Genomic DNA, 21,412 nt, shown 5'->3' on the forward strand with positions numbered 1-21,412 from the left:
TTTGGTTTTTAGAAATCAATCTGAAAAATTTATTCCTCCTCATCGGTTTTTTTAAACACTTTACACCCAAATTTTATTTTTTCTTTGTAGAAGTTTTACTTCAACTTAAAAATAACGGTGCCTTCTCGCCTCCTAAATTATCAGTATTCTATAAAACAATTTATACATTATGACGATTAATACCTTTGATGCCTTTAACAGGATGTCATTTTTAACAATCAATAGAATTACCAAATTTTTACATGAACATTTAGAAGATTGTAAAGATGATAAAACTGCTATACGGCAATCATTATTATATGCAGCAAAAGAGATTCCTAGTTTAGGTGGTTTTACATTTATCGCAACAGAAAATGATAACATCGTTGGTGCTCTTGTTGTTAATAAAACGGGCATGAAAGCGTATCAATCAGAAAATCTCATAGTGTATTTGGCGATTCATAAAGATTATAGAAATAAAGGTATGGGATCAAAGTTAATAAAAGAAGCTGTAAACTATTGTAATGGTAATGTTACACTTCAAATCAATAAAGAAAGTTCAGCAATTAAAGTATTTGAAAAAAGCGGATTTACTTCCGAGAAAATTCAAATGACATTACACAAAGATGAATAAAAAAATTAGTGTTCATAATAACAATCATTTAATCAGAAAAATATGAAAATTTTAGTAATTGGTGCCGGAAACATGGGACTTACCTATGCAGAAGGAATGTCTAAATCGAAGTTGTTAAAGAAGAAAAATATCATGGTTTTGGATAACTCTGAAAAAAAGTTGGAGGAACTCAATGAAATAAATCATTTTGATGCTTTTAAAGAATTAGAAGACTGTGTGCCTGAGGCAGATATTATCTTTATTGCTGTAAAACCGTATCATGCAGAGAACTTATTTAAAGCTTTAAAACCATTTTCTAAACCTGGCCAAGTTTTAGTATCAATTATGGCAGGTGTAAACATAGAAAACATCAAAAAATATTCTGGTTTAAATAAAATAGTAAGAGCGATGCCTAATTTACCTGCGCAAATAGGAAAAGGACTTACCTCTTATGTTACGTCGAAAGAAGTTTCTAGAATAGAAAAATTAACGATAGAAAGTTTGTTAGACACCACTGGAAAATCGATGGAAGTAGATACCGAAAAATTTATTGATGCCTCTACAGGAATTTCTGGTAGTGGCCCAGCCTATGTTTTTTACTTTATGCAAAGTATGATGGAAGCTGCACTGCAAATGGGTTTCTCTAAAAAAGATTCTACAGTTTTAGTAAGTCAAACATTTACAGGTGCGGTAGAATTATTCAATCAATCTAACTTATCACCAAATTCTTGGATGGAAAAAGTAGCCTCTAAAGGTGGTACTACACGTGCCGCCCTCGATTCTATGGAAGACAACAATGTAAACGAATTAATAAAAGATGCCGCTTTTGCTGCTTTTAACAGAGCTGTAGAATTGGGTAAAGAACATTAAGAATGCACAAAGAAAGAATTGTAATAAAAGTAGGAACCAACGTAATGACCAACAAGGATAACAGAATTGTTAGACCGGTTTTAAGACGTTTGGTAAAACAAGTAGCCGAATTATACGAACGCGATATTATATGTATCTTAGTTTCATCGGGCTCTGTTATTGCCGGAAAAGAGGTTTTAGGAGAATCTTCCATCGAAAATGAAACTCAAAGAAGACAGGTATATTCTGCCATTGGGCAGCCTAGAATGATGCGTCATTATTATAATATTTTTAATGACTACGGCATGAAATGTGCTCAAGTGTTGCCAACCAAAAGAGATTTTTCTCCAGGTATTCATCGCCAAAATATGATTAATTGTTGCGAAGGACTTTTGTCTGAAGGGGTGATACCGATTGCTAATGAAGATGATGCCGTTTCGGTAACCATGTCTATGTTTTCGGATAATGATGAGTTGGCGAGTTTAATTGCACAATTAATTAACGCAGATAAATTGATTATTTTAACAGATATTGATGGTTTATATACTGGGCATCCTGATGCAGAAAGTAGCGATTTAATTAGCAATGTAAACCCTAATGAAGACTTAGATAAATACATACAAGATACCAATAAAAAACCTGGTGAAGGACGAGGCGGAATGGGGTCTAAATTAGATTATGCGCAAGAGGCCGCATCCCATAATATTCCTACATTTATAGCCAACGGAAAAAGAGATAATACCATTATTGATATTATAGACGGGAAGTCTGTAGGTACCAAAGTGTCACTTTAAAATTTATACAATGAAGTTACTAGATACAAACTTAAAAAATAACGTTTTAGCAAGCATGACGAAGATTCTTGATACACATCGAGAAGCCTTGTTAGAAGCCAACCAAAAGGATTTGGATGCTTTTCAAAAAGAAGACCAAGCGATGTATGATCGTTTGATTTTAAATAATAAAAAAATTGATGGTATGATTACGGCTATCAACGAAGTAAAAGCACAAGAAGACCCTGTAAATCAAATTATTAGTGACAAGCATTTAGAAAACGGCTTGCAAGTTACCAACAGAACTGCTCCTTTTGGTACCATTATGATTATTTACGAATCGAGACCCGATGTAACGATTGAAGCCGCTGTTTTGGCCTTTAAAGCAAACAATAAAATTCTTTTAAAAGGTGGAAAAGAAGCTATTTTCAGCAATCAATTATTGGTTGAGTTTTGGCACAAAGCTTTATCCGAAAATAATCTTAGTACCGATTATATAAAGCTCATGCAATTGAACCGAACTGAAACACAAGCCTTTTTAAAAAACCCAACCGAACCGTTAGATTTAATTGTTCCTAGAGGTGGCGAGCGTTTAATTAGTTTTGTAAAAGAGCATGCTACGTGTGCTGTGTTAATTAGCGGAAGAGGTAATAATTTTTTATATGTGGATGCACAGGTCGATTGGCATCAAGCGCTTAGCGTAATTATCAATGCAAAAACTGATAAAATATCTGCTTGTAATGCGTTGGATAAAATTTTAATCAACAAAAAAATTGAAAATTACGAAGCAAAGTTACTAGAATTGCAAAGTGTTTTAAAAGAGAAAAATGTCTCTATTTTGGTAGACGCAGACAGTAAAAAAGTACTAAAAGATGAAACCCTCATCATCGATAAAAATATTTGGAAAGAAGAGTTCTTAGCCCTGAAATGTTGCATTGGTTCTGTGGATGATCTAAACGAAGCGATTGAAATGATTAATGAGAATTCTGGTGGACATTCAGCAGCAATCATGACCAAAAATGATGACAATGCTTATAATTTTATGCAACAAGTAGATTGTGCTGCGGTGTATAAAAATGCCTCTACTCGTTTTACTGATGGCGGACAGTTAGGTGTTGGTGCAGAATTGGCTATTAGTACCGACAAGTTGCACCATAGAGGCCCTTTAGGTTTAAAAGAATTAGTAACTAATAAATACTATATTTTTGGTGAAGGCCAAATTCGCGGATAGTTTTCATCCATATTTTTTTTAGTTTATTTTATCAATTCGAGTGGTTCTGCTTTTAGTGAGCGCCACTCGAATTTATTTTTTTAAAAAGCTCATAAGTTTACGGTTTTAGTGGGTTTACATAGAACTACTAATTCCAAATTGGAGTGTCTACCTTTGATGTGATGTACTTTTCGAACTCGTTGGAGGAATCGATATAGTACAATCATATTTACATGACATTGGGATTAAAGATATTGCGATAGTTCATACCGAAATTGCAATGCAGGCTAAATGGAAAAATCAATACGAAAACTGGACAACTACAAAGGCTGCAAATCAAACTTGACAACTGTTCTTTGAAAACACAAACAATATATTAAGTACTAAAAGTTTTAACTTTCTTCTGAATGTTTTAAAAAGAACCCAAACAGATAAAAAAAGCATCAGAGGATTTATTGCCAAAAGAAACTATTGTAGCCCATAAGACTGGCCATTCAGGAAAAAATAATCATGGTTTAACAGGGGCTGTAAATAATATAGGAATAGTGTTTTTAACAGATGATTCTTACTTCTATCTAAGTGTTTTTGTATGTGATTCTAAAGAAAATGATAAAACAAATCAAAATATTATTGTTAAAATAGCAAAAATAACTTGGGACTATTTTAAAACTAACTAAACAACCTACAATTCTATCGGACGCCTCCGCTAAAAATTAGCCGAAAGTCTTAGGGAACCTTCACACTAGCAAAGGCTGCACTTAGTTTTATCAGAAAATAATAGATTATTAATATAATTGAAGTTTAGACTTCAGCGTATTTACTAATCTTTATGCTCCCTTTTATTCTTGCTGATTATTTTATCAAATTTATGAAAGGACCAACTTAAGCCATCTATAATTAATTTCTAGTTCTAGCGAATTTTCTATTAGATTTTTATTTGCTAAATTTACGCTCAATCAACATAAAAAACTATATGATAAACACATAAAGCGTAACGCAATAGAGATTGCTGAAAAAGAGTATTTGAACTAAAAACACCCATGTTCAAACAGCGCATTTGATTTTTTACCGAAACGAAAGTGAACGCAGAAAAAAGCAAAAGATTTATTTTTTAACACTCAAAACAAAAAATGAATACCTTCAATGACATAAAAGAATTAGTTACTTCTTTGAAAAGAGAGGAAAAACTAATATCTGAAATGTTTAGTAAAAGAAAATCCATTGATTACAGGTTAAGTGATGCGTTAGAACTTGTTGATTATGAAGAAAGTCGTATTGATTTATTAATACAAAAATCTGTCATAAGAGAAAATGGTGGTCTATTAGAACTTGATAGTCAATTTTTGGAGTTTTTTGAACAAGTTCTTTCTGTTAGTGAAGAAATCAACCTCTCTTATATTGATGAAAACATTAAAAATATTAAAGAAAATATAGGTTATTTCTTAAATGAAAATAACGAAACTAGAAAATATAGTTATCTAAGACTTATCAAAAAGACGTTTCGAAATATGGGACTTATCACACTACGAAGTGTAGTTGATTTAAGACGAAATATAGAAAACACTTTTAAAAATGAATCGAATTACAAAAACAAACAATTAAAGTTAAAAAATCTTGATGAAAAAAGAACATTAGTAACCAACTTGATACAACAAACATTGGCACTTATTAATCAGGAAGAAATAACTTTTTTTAATAGAGCATTAGATGAAGAATTAAATAGAATTATTATTTCATTAAAACATCAGTTAGGGGAATGCTCACATAATTTAATTGAAATAGAAAAACAGATCATTGATTATCTAAATCAAATAAAACAGCAAGGAAAGTTTTTAGAAAAATTACGAAAATTAAAATATTTGAAAGATAATTTCACGATCGAAGCAGAAACTGACATTAGAAAAATAATATCAAACAAAAATCAAGTAATTTTTGAAACAAGAACAAACCAATCTTTAAATTTATCCATTAATTTTCTTAGAGAAAATGAAAAAGCTTTTGAATCCATTAAAAAAATTGCTAAAAAGCATAAAAATAGATTACACTTCAAACCAGAAATAGCAGATCGTATTTCTACGGAAAACCTTGCCAATAATACTGAGGAAGAAATAATGATAAACTTAGACGAAATTCGAAATCGTTTCGTTGCTACAAGTGATAATTTATTCAATTTTATTTTAAATTATGATTTTAATAAAGAGGTAGATTTTAATGAACGCGTAACAATATTCTGTCAAATCGTTTCTCAATATGAGCAAGAATTAACAATAAAAGACAATTTCAACATTACCAATGGTATCGAATACGCTATGGTATTTTCAAAATAAATTTTAATGATTACAAAATATACATCAGAAATATTTGACGTGCTTCGAAAAGGACAATTTATATGCTCAAATAGTCCGGACAATGAAATTCAAAAACTTTATAAGGTTTTAGAAGATGATCAAACTTTTGAAGATTTATACGAATACTTTTATCAAATCAACTACATCTTAGAACTAGGCAATGAATATTTCTATTTCAGTCGCATAGAAAATAATACTGATTTAGATAGAAAACTAGAAAAAGCATTTCATTGGATTGATATCTTAGATTTTTTTAAAACTTATGATTCTTCTTTTGATGTAGGTTTTCGATTTTCACCATCAGAAATCGTTAATCAACTAAAAAACAATGCAGATTTAAAAAACAAATTAGAAAAATTTAAAAAAATAAGTGTTGACAAAAAAAGTTACTCTGATAGCATAAAAAAAATAATAGAAAAACTTGAAAAAGATAATTTTATTACATTAGAGAATGAGATTTCAGAAACGTATAAAGTACTTACTTCATTAAATTACTTAAAAGACATGATAACAACTATTAATATTCCTGAAGAAATAGAAAATGAGATACCTGAATAAAATAGTTTTTATAAATAGTGCATCTGTGCAATATGCCGAAATTGAATTAGACGGAAATGTGCATTTCATAGGAACACAAGGTGTAGGAAAAAGTACTTTACTTCGCGCTATTCTATTTTTCTACAATGCAAATAAAACAAAACTTGGAATACCAAGAGAGAAAAAAGGATTTGATGATTATTATTTTCAATATCAAAACTCATATATGATATATGAAATTATAAAAGACAAAATTCCTTTTTGTGTTTTAGCGTACAAGGTAAATGGAAAAGTTGCATTTAGGTTTTTTAACTCTGAGTATAAACGCGAATTATTTATTGATAAAGATAATAGAGCTTTTGAAAGTTGGGATGCAATTAGAAACGCTTTTGGTACAGCTATTTATTATACCAGTCTAATAAAAAGTTATGAAGATTTTCGTAGAATTATTTATGGAGATAATAGCGGCTTAAAGCCAGAATTTAAAAAGTATGCTTTAATAGAAAGTAAGCAATATCAAAATATACCAAGAACAATTCAAAATGTATTGCTAAATACTAATTTAGAAGCAAAATTTATAAAAGATACCATCATTAATTCTATAAATGAAGAGGAATTTGTTATCGATATAGAGAATTATTCTAAAAATCATTTACGTGATTTTGAAACTCAAATTAATGATATTAAAATATGGTTCAAAAAAAATAGAAAAGGGCAAATTGTAGTTAGAAAACAGGCAGAGAAAATTATTGCTAGATTAAGAGTCTATAATTTTTTAAAAAGAGAAAAAAAAGAGCTCGCTTATGGTTTAGCATCTAGACTCAATTATATAGAAAACGAAAAGCCAATTTTATTTTCTAATTATTCGAAAGAAAATAATGAATTAAATGAGTTATCAAAAAAGAGAGAAAATTTAATAAAAACGCATCGAAGAAGAGAACAAGATATTATTTCTGATATAAAATTAATCACTACAGAATTAGGCAAATCAAAACTGAGACAGGCTGAATATGATGATAAAAATATCAAGAAAATAATTTCGAAAGTTGCAAAGAAAGATGGCTTAATTATAAAACAAAAAACTTTAGAAGAAGAAAAAAATCTTCTAAAATCTGAATTCGCAGAAATTAGTCAAAAATTTCAAGCGCTCATTTCCCAAATTCAAAATCAACAACAAGAGTTTACCAATACACAAAACGCAGAAATTCATAAAATAGAGCGAACTTTTGAAGGGCATAAAACTTCAATAATAAATGCCTACCAAAAATTGACACATCAAATTAAAGAAGAAAACAAAGATGAGGTAACAAAAGGTTACAATGCCCTAGAAACCATAAAAGAAAATGAAAATAGCATAAAGAGAAGCAAATCAGAATTGAAATATAAAATCTTTTTCTCTGCAGAAATTGAGATGAGTAAAAACGATAAAAAAACATTGGAATACAAAATTTCAAGTTCTAAAATTATAGTTTTAAATTCTACAAATCAAACGGCTACAATTCTTAAAGAATGGGAATTAGAGACAAAAGAAGTGGAAAGAATTCACCATATATCCGTTGAAAAAGAAAATGAAAAAAAGCAAAAACTAGTTTTAAAAATCGAGAAAATCGAAAACAAAATTAAACAGAGTAAATCCTCTCTATATGGCTGGCTAAATGAGAATATTAATGATTGGCAAAATACCATAGGAAAGGTAATCGATGAAGACAATGTTTTATTTCACACAGAACTAAATCCTAAAATAATTGATAGCACTTCTACTACTCTATTTGGTATATCATTAAACTTAAACACCTTAAAAAACAGCATAAAAACGGTAAAAGAGTACAATCAAGAAATTGACGAATATAAAAATCAGATTATTGAAATTAAAAATGTCGTTCAACAACTTCATGTAAATAAGGAGGATCGTTTAAAAAAATTGAAAACAAAATTTAAGAAAAACTTAAATCATCTTAAAGAAATTATCGCAGAACATGAATATATAATATTGCAAAACGAAGAAAAATTAAAGAAAAATAAGATTGATTTGGATGAATGGATTTCAAAATCTACATTGAAAAAAGAAGCTACTTTACTAAAACTAGAAAATAATTTAGACGAAATTGCTATAAAGAAATTAAAAGCTGAAGACAACCTAAAAATTATTAAGAAAGGAATAAATCGCAAAATAACCTTAAAGGAAAAGGAACGAAATTCTGAAATTAAATCTTTGGAAGAAATCAAAAACAAGACAATTTCAGAAATAAATAATTTAATTTCAAATAATAAAGAAGCATCCGATAACCGTATTAAAGAATTAAAGCAAAAACAAACCTCAGAATTAGACAATAAAGGAGTTGACACGAATAGACTGCATATAATTGATGATGGATTAAGCGAAATAGAAAAGGAGTTAGCTTATATTAAAGAGAATGAAACAACCGTTATTGAATACTATAAAGATAAAAGAGAACTCTTCGATAAAGTGCCGCAATTAAAAGTTGATAACGCTAGTTTAGAGAAAAAGCGAGCATCCATAGTTCATGATCATAAAATGGAATTAAATAAAATTAACACCAAATATGCTAAACAAGAGGACTTTGTAAAATCAATAAAAAATACCATTGAAGCATTTGAAAATGACTTAAAAGAATTTGAAAGTTTTAAGCTTTCAGATGCTTTCCTAGATATTCGAAACTATTATAATCAACCTATCGGTACTTTTGATACGCAAAAAACAGGAATAGTTTTAATTAAAGAAATTGTAAATAAGCACTCAAAAAACCTTCAAACTTATGAAGAATTAAGACAATCTATTAATCTATTTAATGGGAACTTTAATGAAGGAAATATTTTCAGTTTCAATATAAAATTAATTTCAAAAGAAAATTTTCTAAGCTTTGCTTCCGATCTAAAAGAATTTATCGAATTAGATAAAATTAACGAATATGAAAAACGTGTCAATGAAAGATTTGCACATATTATTCGCTTAATAGGTAGAGAAACAAATGAGCTGAACTCTAAAAAAGGAGAAATTGAGAAGATTATTAAAAAAATTAATGATGATTTTATTGGCAAAAACTTTGTGGAAGCTATCAAAGGAATGGAAATGAAAACTTTAGAAAGTTCTCATCCAATCGTAAAATTATTAATTCAGATAAAAGAATTTAATGATGAAAATAGTCTTGCTTTAGGAGCAACAAATCTTTTTACTTCGTCCGAAAGTAATTCAAAAAATCAAAAAGCTGTAGATTTATTAAAACAACTAGTCAAAGAATTAATAAAGTCCAAAAACGCAACGCTAACACTTTCAGAGTCTTTTGATTTACAATTTAGAATCATAGAAAACGATAATGATTCTGGTTGGGTTGAAAAACTTTCTAATGTTGGCAGTGAAGGAACAGATGTTTTAGTTAAAGCCATGGTAAACATTTTACTTCTAAATGTTTTTAAAAATAGTGCTTCTAAAAAATTCAAAGACTTTAAATTACATTGTATGATGGATGAAATAGGAAGACTTCATCCAAATAATGTTAAAGGTATTTTAAGATTTGCCAACGAAAGAAACATTTTACTGATTAATGGCTCACCAACAAGTCAAAATGCTACAGATTATCGATACACATATAAACTTGCAAAAGAACAGTCAAAAAGCAATACTAAAAAATACATCACAAAAATTAATCGATTGGTTAAAGTAACTAACAAAGTTCTTAATGAATGAAATTAACATTAAAAATAGCAAAAATATTAGTCAGACTCATCAATGAAGAATCAATTCCAAATAGTTTTGCTAAAGGAAGATTAATAGATGATTTAGTTGCTGAAAATATTATTTACAAAAAAGGGAAGCATAAAAAATCTCTAGAGTTGGTAAATAAATCAAGTTTACATACTTATTTAGCAAATCAGTTACAAATTAATGATTTGAATAATTATATTTTGGCTTTAGAAAATGAAAATTCAACGCGGGCAGAACTTGTAAAAATTACAACAGATTCAAAAAAGTCAAAAGAGAGAGCTTTTAAGGGCTTTTTAGTGAATAGTTATACTTATATAAAAGCTGAGTTGAATAATAAACGCATAATCATTAATCCTGATAAAGGAAGCTTCGTTTTTATATATGACTTTGAAACTTTCAAAATTCCAAAAGAAATAACAGTTATTGGCGTTGAAAATTCCAAAAATTTCAGTCAGATCCAAGAACAGCATTACTTATTTAAAAATATGAATCCTTTGTTTATTTCTCGTTATCCTCAAAATCAAAATAAAGATTTTATTAAATGGATGAATTCTATTCCAAATAATTATGTACATTTTGGAGATTTTGATATTGCAGGAATTGGAATTTATTTAAATGAATATAAAAAGCATTTATTAGGAAAAGCTACATTTTTTATTCCTGAGAATATTAAAATCGATTTAAGAAATAATGGAAATAGAGAACGATTTAATACGCAAAAAATTAATTTCAATATTGACAAAATACAGGAATCAAAAATTTTAGATTTAATCGAATTAATTAAAAAAGAGCAAAAAGGTTTGGACCAAGAATATTATATCGCTGCAACTCGCAAACGATAAATTTGAAACCTAGTTACAAGTCGCTACGACCACTTTTATCACCAAAAATTGAAAAAGATTATTTCTTGCCAAACCTCACTGCAGAGCTCAATAACCAACATCTTAATCATAAAATAACACTACAAACTTATTGGGGACTACAATATAGGCAGAAAAAACTACCTCTTTGCGGGAAGTCATGAATCTGCACAAAACATAGCAATGTTTTACTTGTTTTTTGCAACATGTAAATCCCTAAACATAAATCCATATCATTGGTTATCTGATGTCATTGATTGAATCACAGAATATAAAGCAAATAAATTGTTTGAATTGTTACCTCAAAATTGGAGCAAAAAATTAGATGCAGTTTACAGAACGCTTACTTAATTTGGTGTAATATCATTCATAATTTAAATTTACAGGTTTCAGACTAAAAATCGAATCGATTACAAATAGCAACTTCTTGATTCACTATGAAGAAGGAAAAAATTTTCAAATTAGCTGTCAATTGAGCTGAAGAGTTCCCTTTTGTCCAAATTAGATGTAATTGATTTTAAAAAACGCATCATAAATAGCTCTTATGCGATAGAACTATTGAAAACTCGCTCCTTTACTTGGTAACCCTCCTTTTAAAACCAAAACTTTCGTTTTACTCTTTATCCTAGCAATGGCTTAGTCAACAAGGCATATAGTGTTGGCTTATCGGTGGGTCATAGGCTTAGTTATTGGCAACTAGGACATTCTTGTCTGTCAATGGTTTGAGAACATTTTTCAATGCAATCATTCCGTTTGCTGCATAAAAAGAGTTTTTTTTTTAATAATATTTTGTTATAATTTTCATTCATCTTCAATCTTTTTGATGTAAATAAATAGCATGCGCTTTTCTTCCTCAATATCAAAATTTGTTAGTAATTCCAGCCCCCTAACAAATCCAATAGAGTTTTCCTTTATTTTTTCAATTGTTTCAACTGTTGTTTTTAATTCGTTACTATCTGCTTTTACTTCAGTTGTTTTAATAATAAATTCTGAAGTTATTACTGCTCCATTAAAGAAAGCACTTACCTGCCTTTGTGCCTTTATTTGTGCAATTCTAGTTAAAATGCTATTACTTTTACCTGCCTTTTCTAAAGAAAGAACTGAGATGATATATTTATTATCATAATCTTCTATAACTTTAACACCCTCAAAAGGTGCCGAGTTATACATTCTTTTTATAAAATTGGTTAAAGATACTTTATCGTCATTAAAACCTTGCCCGTATGTAACTACTGATAAAATTAATGTTACAATTATTAGTATAGTTTGTTTCATTTTTCTACTCTCTTTTTTAAACTTGTGCTTCTTAGTTTTCTGAGTTGTTTATCATATTCATTAAATATCTTACGTCCGTCCTTCGCAGTTTTTTTAGCTAGTTTCAAGAAACTATTATAGTCTTTCTTTTTACCTATTTCAATTTTTGCAGCTTGGTGGATTACCTTATTTCTATCGCCACACCAGTTATTTATTTGTTTATTCATAATTTGCTTTAATAAAGTATCCGTTTCGATTGTACGAAGTGTATCAAGCAAATTCCCTATTGTATTAAATGATACAGGCTGTTTTGTTAATTCTCCAATTCTACTTTCAAGTCTATCACTAATTAAACTCTCTATTAAAGCGGTTGCTTCAAGAAAAAATGAGTGCTCGATAGCTGTATTATAGCGACTCATTACCGCCTTTATAATTTCATATCTTTCGTATGCAGATATATCAAGAATTGTTGCTCTTATTTTCTTTTTGCCCATTGTTGCTTTATATTTTTTTTATAGTATGTTTCAATAATTTTTTTTTCTAAAAACAAAGGATTTGTATCTGCCGTAATTTTTAGTTTTGAAGTGATTTTAGAATAAAAACAACAGATTAATATTTTAGATATTTTATCCAATTGCATCATAATGGGCCAAGCTTCATTTCTACTTGTATTTTTTGATGGCATATAGCACAAATATTTTTCTGGAGGATAACAAACAGCTAGTAATCTTTTGGGTATTTGATGCGCATTAATTACCCCTTCTTTATTTGCCCCTGCCTTCCCAACATAGAGCAAATTTCCCAATGTATCTTTTGAAAAATCGTAAACAATATATACGCCAGGTTTGTATAATAGATTAGCCTTAACGATTGTAGCAGCAAGTGAAATGTGCACATCTGGCTGAAAAACAAACTCATCATAATGTAAATTCTTGAGAAATTTATTATATTTTATGAAATGAGCCTTATGCAACATATTTTGGTTTTATTTAATAGAATAACGTAGATATTATAAAGTGATATTAATACTTGAAATTTTACTAATATCATCTAACTTAACATTCAAACTCCATTTATTTTACAAAGAAGGCTATCTTGTAAATATTGATACCTAAATAAAAAAACATTAAAATTCGAATCTATGATTATGAGTTTTAGTTTATAGGTTTTATTGTATATTCTGTAATTTGTTTGATTTCGTCTAGCGTTTTTTTGTCAAAAAAAGTAATCCAAATTATTGAATTTTCATCGAAGAATTCTTTTGGTATATCTTTGTAGTTGTAGCTGGCGTTGTAAAAGTTGTAAAAGTTAAGAATAATATTTTTATCACCTCCCTGAATGTTTCTATATTTATATTTTAGATTAAATCTCCAATTAAACATATTTGTCCCCAGCCCGTCTAAATAATCTTCAACAACTTCTGGAGTGCGATATTTGTCGCGCACATAGTTCATAAAACTAGGGCCCACCCATCCTGTTAAAAGGGACCAACTTCTAGGAACATTTGCGTTAGCCCTAGCACCACCACTCAAACCATTAGAAATCCTCAATATTTGAAAAAAATCAATAAGAACCATATCTTCTAAATAGTGTGAATTCCGAAAATATGACCTATCAATACCTAATATATTATCGCCTGTTAATTTATTTAAACCATTATTTATTTCAAAATTTAAAACTATATCTCTGATAGAAATTATAAAATCTTGTATAAGGTAAATACTTTTCGGATTTCTAAAATAAACAGGCCTTGGAGGATTAGATTTATTATCTTCATTATAGCTTAGCATTAAATCGAACTTTTTCCCGACACTTTTATAAGAGTTTACTTCATCTTGTGTCATTGATAGTTTAAGAAATGTGTTGTTAAAATAGCTTGCAAAGGCATCAAAATTCTTGTTTAACTTAATTTTGACTGTTAACGGTATTTTATAGTTCAAGTCGTCTTTTAACGGATTACCTGAGGAATATATTGAATAATCAAATGATTTTTTTAGTATTGCCTTAGATATTTCAATAATATCGTTTACTGCTTTTAATTCTCCTTTTGCAATAAGCTCTTGTTGCATCATATTTGCTGCAAACAAGCCTCCTTTAAATTCTATATTAATTCCTTTGCTTTGTGAAAAAGATTCTAATTTTGTAATAGAAACCGTAGTTTTTAACATAACAAATATGTTTCCATTTGGCAGTTTTTCCTCAGATAATAATTCAAAAGACTTGATATTTCCATTTGTAATAGAAACAATTTCATCTTTTACTAAATCATCATTAAGAATTGTTGCATTAGAAGAAATAAAAGTACCAAAAGATTGATCTATAGCATCTCTTAAAGCATTTTGTCTGGCTTCTCCCAGGGTTTTTCCTTGACCACTTACAATTAAAGTTACGGTTTTGTCAGAGTTATTAGAAGGTAAATTAGATTTATCATTTAATGCCTCACTTGTTGTGCTGTCGGAAATTGAATTACTTTCCCTTAAAGTTGGAGAAAGAGAACTTTTAGTTTCCTCTAATAATTTAGTAATTTCTAATATTAACTTTTTCTTATCTTTTTTACTAAAGAATTTAAGAGGTTTCGTTTGAATAAAATTCAAATATTCAGTATATCTATCAAACGCTAGTTTATAATTTTTTAATTGGTAATAAGAATTAGCATTCATTGATAACACATAGACTTTAACGTAATCATCAATTTTTCCGAAGTCATTATTCAATAATTTTTCAGTGTATTCTAAAGATTCTTTATAATTTTTAGCTGAGTATAAATTTTGTGCTAAATTATATTCATTTTCTTGACCAAAAATACTTATTGTGACTATAAACAATAAAATGGGTAAAATGTGTTTCATTAATATATTTTTTATTGGTTTTGCTACTCTTACTTTTTGTAGTTATTTGTTATAATTATCGCCAGCTTTCTTTACTCATAAGCAGTATTTTTATGCTAATTTTATTACGATACATTATAAATTCTTATTTATTACTCTTTCTGCTCTAATTTCTAATTCAGAGTATTAAATAAGTTTATAGCATGTTGTATTCTATCTAAGTCGTTAATCTCATGTATTCTGCAAAATGTATCAATAGCCCGCATCCAATAATTAAATGAACACCGTTTATTATTGTTTGGGTTGTTGTTTTTCAGGTTTAATGCAAAACGCACTTGTGATGCAATGCAAGGGCTTATTTGAGTTTGAGTATTATGAAACATTAATATCCTTATCTCCAATTTATGTTATTATAATTTATTGTTTTGGGGTTATTTTTAGCATGTTCCAACGCAATATCTCTATATGCATCTATCTTTTTTTTATCTAAATCTATATTATCCTGATAAACTTTCAATGCCAGTTTCAATTTATCATTTTCAATTTGATTTATTTTCAAACTAATCTCCTTAGTGAACGTTACAACTTCATAATAGCAAGATGCATTTGGGTTAATGTCAGTAATTATTTTTAACAATTCTTCAGCTTGTTTTATGTTTTGTTGCCCAGACCAAAGTAATTTAGCTTTACTAAGTTTTGCGTCGCAATCAGTATTAATTTTTTGTTGAAATAGGTTGTCAATTAATTCCGATGTTTTAAAATAACATTCTTTACAGACTTCTGGCACAAGAGCTAGTTTATAAATGGCTTCATCATATTTTTCTTGCTTAGCTAGTGTTTCTGCATCTTTAATTATAAAATCACATTGTGTGGTATAGTAATTCAGTATTTTAATTTTACCTTTTTCTAAAAAAGAGATGATTTCATTATTTTTTGGTTTGATATTTTTAATAGCATTTATTAATGCCTTATTTTCATTGGTTCCAACTCCTTTTACACTAACTATTGTATTCGAAAAAATAGTGTTGGTAACAGCATCACCTATAAAAAAGGTAACATCAATGTTTTGGGCAATCATTTGTGGCGGCCCTGGCACAACATCTTTGGTGCCAATATTTAAAACGGCTGTAATAATAAACCTTGCGCTTGCTGCACTGGCTCCCATACCGTTATTTGTGGTTATTTGACTCAATTTAGTTTCTAAAGCTTTTTTTGCTCCTTTTGGAATTTCAGTATTTTCAGGTAGGTAAGTATTTAATATAATACGCCCAAAATCGTTTAATTTTATTTGTTCTTGTGCATTAAGTTGCATTGCAAAAACAATTGCTAATATAAATTTTATCTTTTTCATTATTTATTATTTTTCACCCAAGACAAGAATTGCTTCACCAAGTCCACGAGTCATTAATTTAACTTGAAAATTAAAAGGTGCTGCTTTTAAATATTTTTGTAAGTCCCTAGTAAATCGCCTAGCATCAATAGCTCTATCTCTTTCATCAAAAAGGGGTATTCTAACTTGTTCATAGGATATCAAATTCTCTGAAGAATTACTTTCATTGAACTTGCCTTTAACGGTATTTAATGTTAGCCAATCATAAATTAAATCTCTCAGTTCTTCGCCCTCAAACTCACTTTCTAAATCATATTCCCAAGTATCCCATTTTCTTACAGTTAATCTAATCTCTCTTCCATTTTCAAACATATCATCAAAGTGCTTTTGTAATTGGCTTGCAAATACATCAATATTTGCGAGTATAGCATTTTGAAGTAATACAGGTACAACGTCCGCATTATTTGGCGAACTGTTTCCTGATGAAGCTGCTATCCTTTTATTGGTGTAGGCATCAAATGCTTCTAAGACAAAGGACACCACTTTTCCTTGTTCTGCTTTTGATACTTTCCACCAGATTTGAATAACAATATCTGCTTTAGCTCTGTTTTTTAACATATCTAAAGGACTTTCTGAAAGCCCAGCGCCTGAGGAAGAACTGCTGGTCATATTGTTTTCAGCAGTGCGTTGTTCTATCGCCTTTAATTCTTGTTCAACATCTTTTAATGGGAAACCTCTTTCAATCATTAAACCTCCAATTTTTGAAATTACTTGACCAATTTCTGTATCTTCTTGAAAGGCTTGTTTGTAATTAGGCACTTTTAGTTTGGTGCCTTGATTGTCAAACTCTGTCATAAAATAGCGTTGTGCACACCAGTTATCACTTGGTAAAATCATTAGCGTTGGTTTTTTTGCTTGAGAAAATAAAAAACCTGAGGAAACTAACATTCCAAACACAATTGTTAAAATAATTTTTTGTTTCATATTAAAATCCATTATTTAATGATTTGATAATTTTTTGTTCTTCGAGATATTTTCTTAATAAATCTTTCGAAATAGAAACCTCATAGACTTTCCATTTTTTGTTACCTGTCTGTTGGATTACTACATTAGCCATATTCGCTTCACGTGTATATTTGCTCCAAACACCTTTTTTAGAAAAAAAATCATTTTCAACCTTTCTAAATGCATCAATTGATTTTTGCGCAGAAAGTAATGGTTTTTGTGCTATACAACCATTTTTTCCTGGCACACCTGAATAAAGTATCGCATCAATTGCATCTTTGCGCGCTTGTATCTGAGAATATCTTTTACCCTTCTTTGTATTCCATATTTTAATAGTTATGGAGCCACTATTTTCAACCGAAACACATTCAACCAGATAAGCAAATTGCTTTTGTGCATAAGTTGTGAATGATAATATTATTAAACTAAAAAAAAGTAAGATGAATTTATTCATAATTTTTCTTGTTAGATTTATTAGAAGGTCCAACTTAATTGCCTGCTAGACTCCTAAATTAATTATTAGAGTTTGAAAAAAAATAAACCATCAAAATAGTTCATATTAAAGAAGGTTTTTTAACTCAACACTTTATTTAAAGACGATTTTATTCTTTATTATTTTCCAATTTGATTGAAAAATCAATTGGATTAAATTCAAATTTACCTCTAAAGCTCGGATTACCAGTTGCGTCGCCAGATTTTCGTACAAAATAATTTCCAAAAATATTTTTATCAAAATCTGTATACCATAAAACAACAGTTAATTGATCATAAATGCCGCTCTCATATATAACAATTTTTATTTTTTTCTCAATAGTGCTGGTAATATTTTTATTGGTTAGTAATTGTTTATTGTTTGAGTAAACTAACATAGCATAATTAGAAACCATACCAGTTCCGCCATAGCAATTTTCAGAAGAAAAGTAAAAAAGGCCATCTTTAATTCCATCAGAATTGAAATCAGTTTCTACTGATTGAACTTGTTCAAGGCCATAATAAACTTCGGGATTTTCTTCTCTCCATTTTTGAAACTCATAACCTTCTCTACAAGGTTTCCCTACTTCTCTGTTTAATAATAATTCTTTTTGCCATTTTTCCGATTCAATTTGTAAATCAGTTTTTTTTTCTTGATTATTGCAACTGATTATCATTAATGCAGTTACGATAATTGATAATATGTTTTTTTTCATAGATTTTTGTTTAGGTTATTAGTTAGAAAAATGTAAACTATCGCTATCTTCAATGGGCATTACATAGTTTCTGTTTACTAAATATTCAGTTTTGCACTTGCCTTTGTTTTGTATTTATACTTTCATTTTATCCTTTGTTTTGATAATAATCTTACCTACAAAATATTAGGAAACAAATTAAAAAAATATTAATTCATTTTAAAATGAAACATAACTAATTTTACAGGATACAATATTACTAATTAATAGGTTAAATTGTCAAATAATTGAATGTTCACATTTTATAAGGCTAGTACAGTTTAACATATTTTTATTTTGATTAAAAATAATTAATTGCACAAATGTAAAATATGATTTTTGTCATAAATTAACGCCCTATTGCTTTATAAATGTGCAGAATATATTATTTCAAAAGTTATCGCCAATGATAAAATTTAGAAATTATAGTATATAACATCTAGCCAGAAAAAGGACGAACAATCAGAAAATATTATCACATCAGAGTTATACCTAAATTTTTCACAGTCAAAAAAATAATTATATTTTCCTTTTTTAAATCTTTTTGCACCTATGTTTTTGTTTTTGAATACATTCCCATCAATTCGATTTTTTGGTTTAACTTTAAAGCTCATAAACAGCACTTTAGACTAATGGGTTTTCTTACTTGCCCATTACACAAATACATTCCCATATTTTTTTTCAAAATTACCAGCAATATTTTAATATTCTTTACGGGTTTCCTCATTCTGGCTAATTTTTTTTTAATCTTTAGAATTTTGTACACACCTAAGTCCAATCATCAGAAAAACCTCAGTAAAAAGAAGGCTGTTCCTAAAATTCAAATAGTGGCATTGAAATGTAAATTTTATTATCCATCTATTTCTATTTTTAGATTTAAACAGGTTGTTTAAAGTTTACTTCCTCTTAATTTTGGCAATTGCACCTATTGAATTATTTTTTAATTCAATGAAAACCAAAATTCTATTATTTAGATTCCCGTTACCCAATCTATTTGAGCATAAATTTCACGGAAATGACAATTTCAACGGAAACCCCGACGCAGCCCATCGAGGAATTCTTTTCGATTAAAAATAATTGACATCGTATTTATGATGGTACTTTTTTTGATAAAAAGTAAGCGAAAAAGAAAAAAATCATCATTTTATTTCACGGTAAATTCAAATCATAAATGGTCTTATCATTTGAAATTACGGGTAAAAGACTAAAAATCGAATCGATTACTAATAGCAACTTTTTGATGAAACTGTGGAGAAGGAAGATTTTTTCAAATTAGCTGTCAATTGAGCTGAAGAGTTCCCTTTTATCTAAATTAAATGTAATTGATTTTAAAAATGCATCATAAATAATCCGTATGCAATAGAAATATTAAAAACGCTCTCCTTTCCCCAGTCACACTCCTTGTACAACCCAAACCCAAATTGTCGTTTTCCCCCTTATTCGATTCAATGGATCAGGCAACAATGCATGTAGCTTTAGCCTATCGGCGAGTCATAGGTTTCGCTATTTTGCTTAGTGCTTTTTCAATATTTCTATTAATTTTTTATTTACATATATATTTTCTCTCCCAACTTTTTCGGATTTTAAAATTCCAATTTTCTCCAAACCGTTTAGATATCTTGAAGCAGATTTCCTTTCTACCTTTAGTTTTTTTACTACGTATTCAATTTTAGAATAGGGTTGTTCAAAAAGTAATTCAATGAGTTCTTTTCTGTATATTTTTGGTTCTTTGTTTTGTACAATCTCAATTGTCTCTGAAAGTAAATTATTGATAGCGATTATTTTCTGAATTGTTCTATCCGATGTTACTTCTATTGCTTTTAAGATATATATAATGTACTCTTCCCATTCATCGGATTTATTCACTTTGTTTAGTAATCTATAATAATCTGATTTGTGCTCATTTATATATGAACTCAAATATAATATAGGTATATCAAGAAGTTTATTTAGTATCAGATATAAAATATTTAGTATTCGTCCTGTTCTTCCATTTCCATCATAAAAAGGATGAATACTCTCAAATTGATAATGCAATATCGCTAAGTTTATAAGAGGAGGTAAGTCGTTTTGTTTTATATTAAAATGGTCAAGGAAATTTCCTAATAAATCTAAAATCTCATCTTTTTCTTGAGGTGGAGTATATACAACTTCTCCTGTTTTATCATTTTTTAAAACAGTTCCTGCCATACTTCTTATTCCAGCATTATTTTCAATAGTAGTCTTTTGTAAGAATTCAATATCTTTCAAACGTAAGAATCCTTGTTTTTTAAGTAAGTCTTGTCCAGAAAATATTGCTCTTCTATAATTAATTACTTCTTTTACTTGAGATCCTTGTTTTGTTTTTGTTGCTAAAGCTTTATAAAGTTCATCTTGAGTTGTAATTATATTTTCAATCTCAGAACTATCTTTTGCTTCCTGAAGAACTACAGCGTTCATAAGCATTTCTTGGTTAGGCATTGTTTGTGCAATCCCTTTAAGTTCTCCTAATGACTTTGATGATTTACTTAATTGCCTATATATTTTTAGAGTTTCTACTTTTTCTCTTTTGGGAGGTAGCTTATCAAGTTTTTTTATAGGGTGCATTAAATCTTATGTTTTTAGTATATGTACCAAAAATACAAAAAAAAGAACATATAAGGCAATCGTAAGATATTTTGTCTCGCATTATGCGCAACGACCGGATACACGTTTTATTTATATATGGCTAGAATTGTTATTATTGTTTCTTTTTTAAATCTTTAAAATTTTGGCCACACCTGCGTACTTTCATCAGAAAACCACAGTAAAAAGAAGACTTTTCTAAAACTCAAATAGTGGCATTGAAATATAAATTTTATTATCCATCTATTTTTACTTTGAGCTTTAAAGAGGCTGTTTAAAGCTCATTTCCTCCT

General features: G+C 28.8%; 18 protein-coding genes. 9 read left to right on the forward strand and 9 right to left on the reverse strand.

Annotated elements, in window-relative coordinates:
* Positions 1 to 169 precede the first annotated feature (169 nt).
* The 9 genes from K8354_RS07890 (at position 170) to K8354_RS07930 (ending at position 10,875) form a co-directional block, all read left to right on the forward strand.
* A complete protein-coding gene (locus tag K8354_RS07890) occupies positions 170 to 613 on the forward strand; it encodes a GNAT family N-acetyltransferase (protein ID WP_223447026.1) in 444 nt (147 codons plus the stop codon).
* Between the two features lie 42 nt (positions 614 to 655).
* Positions 656 to 1,462 carry a pyrroline-5-carboxylate reductase gene (gene proC / locus K8354_RS07895; RefSeq protein ID WP_223447027.1) on the forward strand — a complete coding sequence of 269 codons (807 nt, stop codon included), beginning with the start codon at positions 656 to 658 and terminating at the stop codon, positions 1,460 to 1,462.
* A gap of 2 nt (positions 1,463 to 1,464) precedes the next feature.
* Positions 1,465 to 2,235: a glutamate 5-kinase gene (gene proB, locus K8354_RS07900; RefSeq protein ID WP_223447028.1), complete on the forward strand. Its 771-nt coding sequence runs from the start codon at positions 1,465 to 1,467 to the stop codon at positions 2,233 to 2,235.
* 10 nt (positions 2,236 to 2,245) lie between these two features.
* Positions 2,246 to 3,445: a glutamate-5-semialdehyde dehydrogenase gene (locus K8354_RS07905; RefSeq protein WP_223447044.1), complete on the forward strand. Its 1,200-nt coding sequence runs from the start codon at positions 2,246 to 2,248 to the stop codon at positions 3,443 to 3,445.
* A 434-nt stretch (positions 3,446 to 3,879) separates the two neighbouring features.
* Positions 3,880 to 4,101: a serine hydrolase gene (locus K8354_RS07910; protein WP_223447046.1), complete on the forward strand. Its 222-nt coding sequence runs from the start codon at positions 3,880 to 3,882 to the stop codon at positions 4,099 to 4,101.
* A gap of 453 nt (positions 4,102 to 4,554) precedes the next feature.
* The gene (locus K8354_RS07915; RefSeq protein ID WP_223447048.1) at positions 4,555 to 5,751 is read left to right on the forward strand and encodes a hypothetical protein; all 1,197 of its coding nucleotides are present in this window, start codon (positions 4,555 to 4,557) and stop codon (positions 5,749 to 5,751) included.
* Positions 5,752 to 5,757: 6 nt separating this feature from the next.
* Positions 5,758 to 6,330 carry a condensin complex protein MksE gene (locus K8354_RS07920; RefSeq protein ID WP_223447050.1) on the forward strand — a complete coding sequence of 191 codons (573 nt, stop codon included), beginning with the start codon at positions 5,758 to 5,760 and terminating at the stop codon, positions 6,328 to 6,330.
* Positions 6,314 to 10,015: an ATP-binding protein gene (locus K8354_RS07925; RefSeq protein WP_223447052.1), complete on the forward strand. Its 3,702-nt coding sequence runs from the start codon at positions 6,314 to 6,316 to the stop codon at positions 10,013 to 10,015. Before K8354_RS07920 ends, K8354_RS07925 begins: the two co-directional genes overlap by 17 nt.
* On the forward strand, positions 10,012 to 10,875 hold the full coding sequence (locus tag K8354_RS07930; RefSeq protein WP_223447053.1) for a DUF7281 domain-containing protein: 864 nt from the start codon (positions 10,012 to 10,014) through the stop codon (positions 10,873 to 10,875). The genes K8354_RS07925 and K8354_RS07930 overlap by 4 nt, the downstream gene beginning before the upstream one ends.
* 819 nt (positions 10,876 to 11,694) lie before the next feature.
* On the opposite strand, the gene K8354_RS07935 is transcribed toward K8354_RS07930, so the two are convergent.
* The 9 genes from K8354_RS07935 to K8354_RS07975 form a co-directional block, all read right to left on the reverse strand.
* Positions 11,695 to 12,168 carry a hypothetical protein gene (locus tag K8354_RS07935; protein ID WP_223447054.1) on the reverse strand — a complete coding sequence of 158 codons (474 nt, stop codon included), beginning with the start codon at positions 12,166 to 12,168 and terminating at the stop codon, positions 11,695 to 11,697.
* Entirely contained in the window at positions 12,165 to 12,641 is a 477-nt protein-coding gene (locus K8354_RS07940; protein ID WP_223447055.1) for a hypothetical protein, read from the reverse strand. The genes K8354_RS07935 and K8354_RS07940 overlap by 4 nt, the downstream gene beginning before the upstream one ends.
* Complete coding sequence (locus tag K8354_RS07945) at positions 12,623 to 13,123, reverse strand: hypothetical protein (protein WP_223447056.1); 501 nt, start codon at positions 13,121 to 13,123, stop codon at positions 12,623 to 12,625. The genes K8354_RS07940 and K8354_RS07945 overlap by 19 nt, the downstream gene beginning before the upstream one ends.
* A gap of 178 nt (positions 13,124 to 13,301) precedes the next feature.
* Entirely contained in the window at positions 13,302 to 14,996 is a 1,695-nt protein-coding gene (locus K8354_RS07950; RefSeq protein WP_223447057.1) for an outer membrane protein assembly factor BamD, read from the reverse strand.
* A gap of 370 nt (positions 14,997 to 15,366) precedes the next feature.
* Positions 15,367 to 16,326, reverse strand: a complete 960-nt coding sequence (locus tag K8354_RS07955) for a hypothetical protein (RefSeq protein ID WP_223447058.1) — start codon at positions 16,324 to 16,326, stop codon at positions 15,367 to 15,369.
* Positions 16,327 to 16,332: 6 nt separating this feature from the next.
* Positions 16,333 to 17,289, reverse strand: coding sequence for a DUF6175 family protein (locus K8354_RS07960; RefSeq protein WP_223447059.1), 957 nt, complete (start codon positions 17,287 to 17,289; stop codon positions 16,333 to 16,335).
* 1 nt (position 17,290) lies between these two features.
* Positions 17,291 to 17,764, reverse strand: a complete 474-nt coding sequence (locus K8354_RS07965; protein ID WP_223447060.1) for a hypothetical protein — start codon at positions 17,762 to 17,764, stop codon at positions 17,291 to 17,293.
* 148 nt (positions 17,765 to 17,912) lie between these two features.
* Complete coding sequence (locus K8354_RS07970; RefSeq protein ID WP_223447062.1) at positions 17,913 to 18,497, reverse strand: hypothetical protein; 585 nt, start codon at positions 18,495 to 18,497, stop codon at positions 17,913 to 17,915.
* 1,530 nt (positions 18,498 to 20,027) lie between these two features.
* Entirely contained in the window at positions 20,028 to 21,101 is a 1,074-nt protein-coding gene (locus K8354_RS07975) for a Fic family protein (protein WP_223447064.1), read from the reverse strand.
* Between the last annotated feature and the right edge of the window lie 311 nt (positions 21,102 to 21,412).

It is taken from the genome of Polaribacter litorisediminis, assembly GCF_019968605.1.
Taxonomy (GTDB): Bacteria; Bacteroidota; Bacteroidia; order Flavobacteriales; family Flavobacteriaceae; genus Polaribacter; species Polaribacter litorisediminis.

Bases quoted from the DNA above. Each gene is read 5' to 3' on its own strand.
- K8354_RS07975 (WP_223447064.1), bottom strand. From the start codon at position 21,101: ATGCACCCTATAAAAAAACTTGATAAGCTACCTCCCAAAAGAGAAAAA.
- K8354_RS07920 (WP_223447050.1), top strand. From the start codon at position 5,758: ATGATTACAAAATATACATCAGAAATATTTGACGTGCTTCGAAAAGGA.
- K8354_RS07915 (WP_223447048.1), top strand. From the start codon at position 4,555: ATGAATACCTTCAATGACATAAAAGAATTAGTTACTTCTTTGAAAAGA.
- K8354_RS07935 (WP_223447054.1), bottom strand. From the start codon at position 12,168: ATGAAACAAACTATACTAATAATTGTAACATTAATTTTATCAGTAGTT.
- K8354_RS07890 (WP_223447026.1), top strand. From the start codon at position 170: ATGACGATTAATACCTTTGATGCCTTTAACAGGATGTCATTTTTAACA.
- K8354_RS07940 (WP_223447055.1), bottom strand. From the start codon at position 12,641: ATGGGCAAAAAGAAAATAAGAGCAACAATTCTTGATATATCTGCATAC.
- K8354_RS07950 (WP_223447057.1), bottom strand. From the start codon at position 14,996: ATGAAACACATTTTACCCATTTTATTGTTTATAGTCACAATAAGTATT.
- K8354_RS07970 (WP_223447062.1), bottom strand. From the start codon at position 18,497: ATGAAAAAAAACATATTATCAATTATCGTAACTGCATTAATGATAATC.
- proB (WP_223447028.1), top strand. From the start codon at position 1,465: ATGCACAAAGAAAGAATTGTAATAAAAGTAGGAACCAACGTAATGACC.
- K8354_RS07945 (WP_223447056.1), bottom strand. From the start codon at position 13,123: ATGTTGCATAAGGCTCATTTCATAAAATATAATAAATTTCTCAAGAAT.
- proC (WP_223447027.1), top strand. From the start codon at position 656: ATGAAAATTTTAGTAATTGGTGCCGGAAACATGGGACTTACCTATGCA.
- K8354_RS07960 (WP_223447059.1), bottom strand. From the start codon at position 17,289: ATGAAACAAAAAATTATTTTAACAATTGTGTTTGGAATGTTAGTTTCC.
- K8354_RS07955 (WP_223447058.1), bottom strand. From the start codon at position 16,326: ATGAAAAAGATAAAATTTATATTAGCAATTGTTTTTGCAATGCAACTT.
- K8354_RS07930 (WP_223447053.1), top strand. From the start codon at position 10,012: ATGAAATTAACATTAAAAATAGCAAAAATATTAGTCAGACTCATCAAT.
- K8354_RS07905 (WP_223447044.1), top strand. From the start codon at position 2,246: ATGAAGTTACTAGATACAAACTTAAAAAATAACGTTTTAGCAAGCATG.
- K8354_RS07925 (WP_223447052.1), top strand. From the start codon at position 6,314: ATGAGATACCTGAATAAAATAGTTTTTATAAATAGTGCATCTGTGCAA.
- K8354_RS07965 (WP_223447060.1), bottom strand. From the start codon at position 17,764: ATGAATAAATTCATCTTACTTTTTTTTAGTTTAATAATATTATCATTC.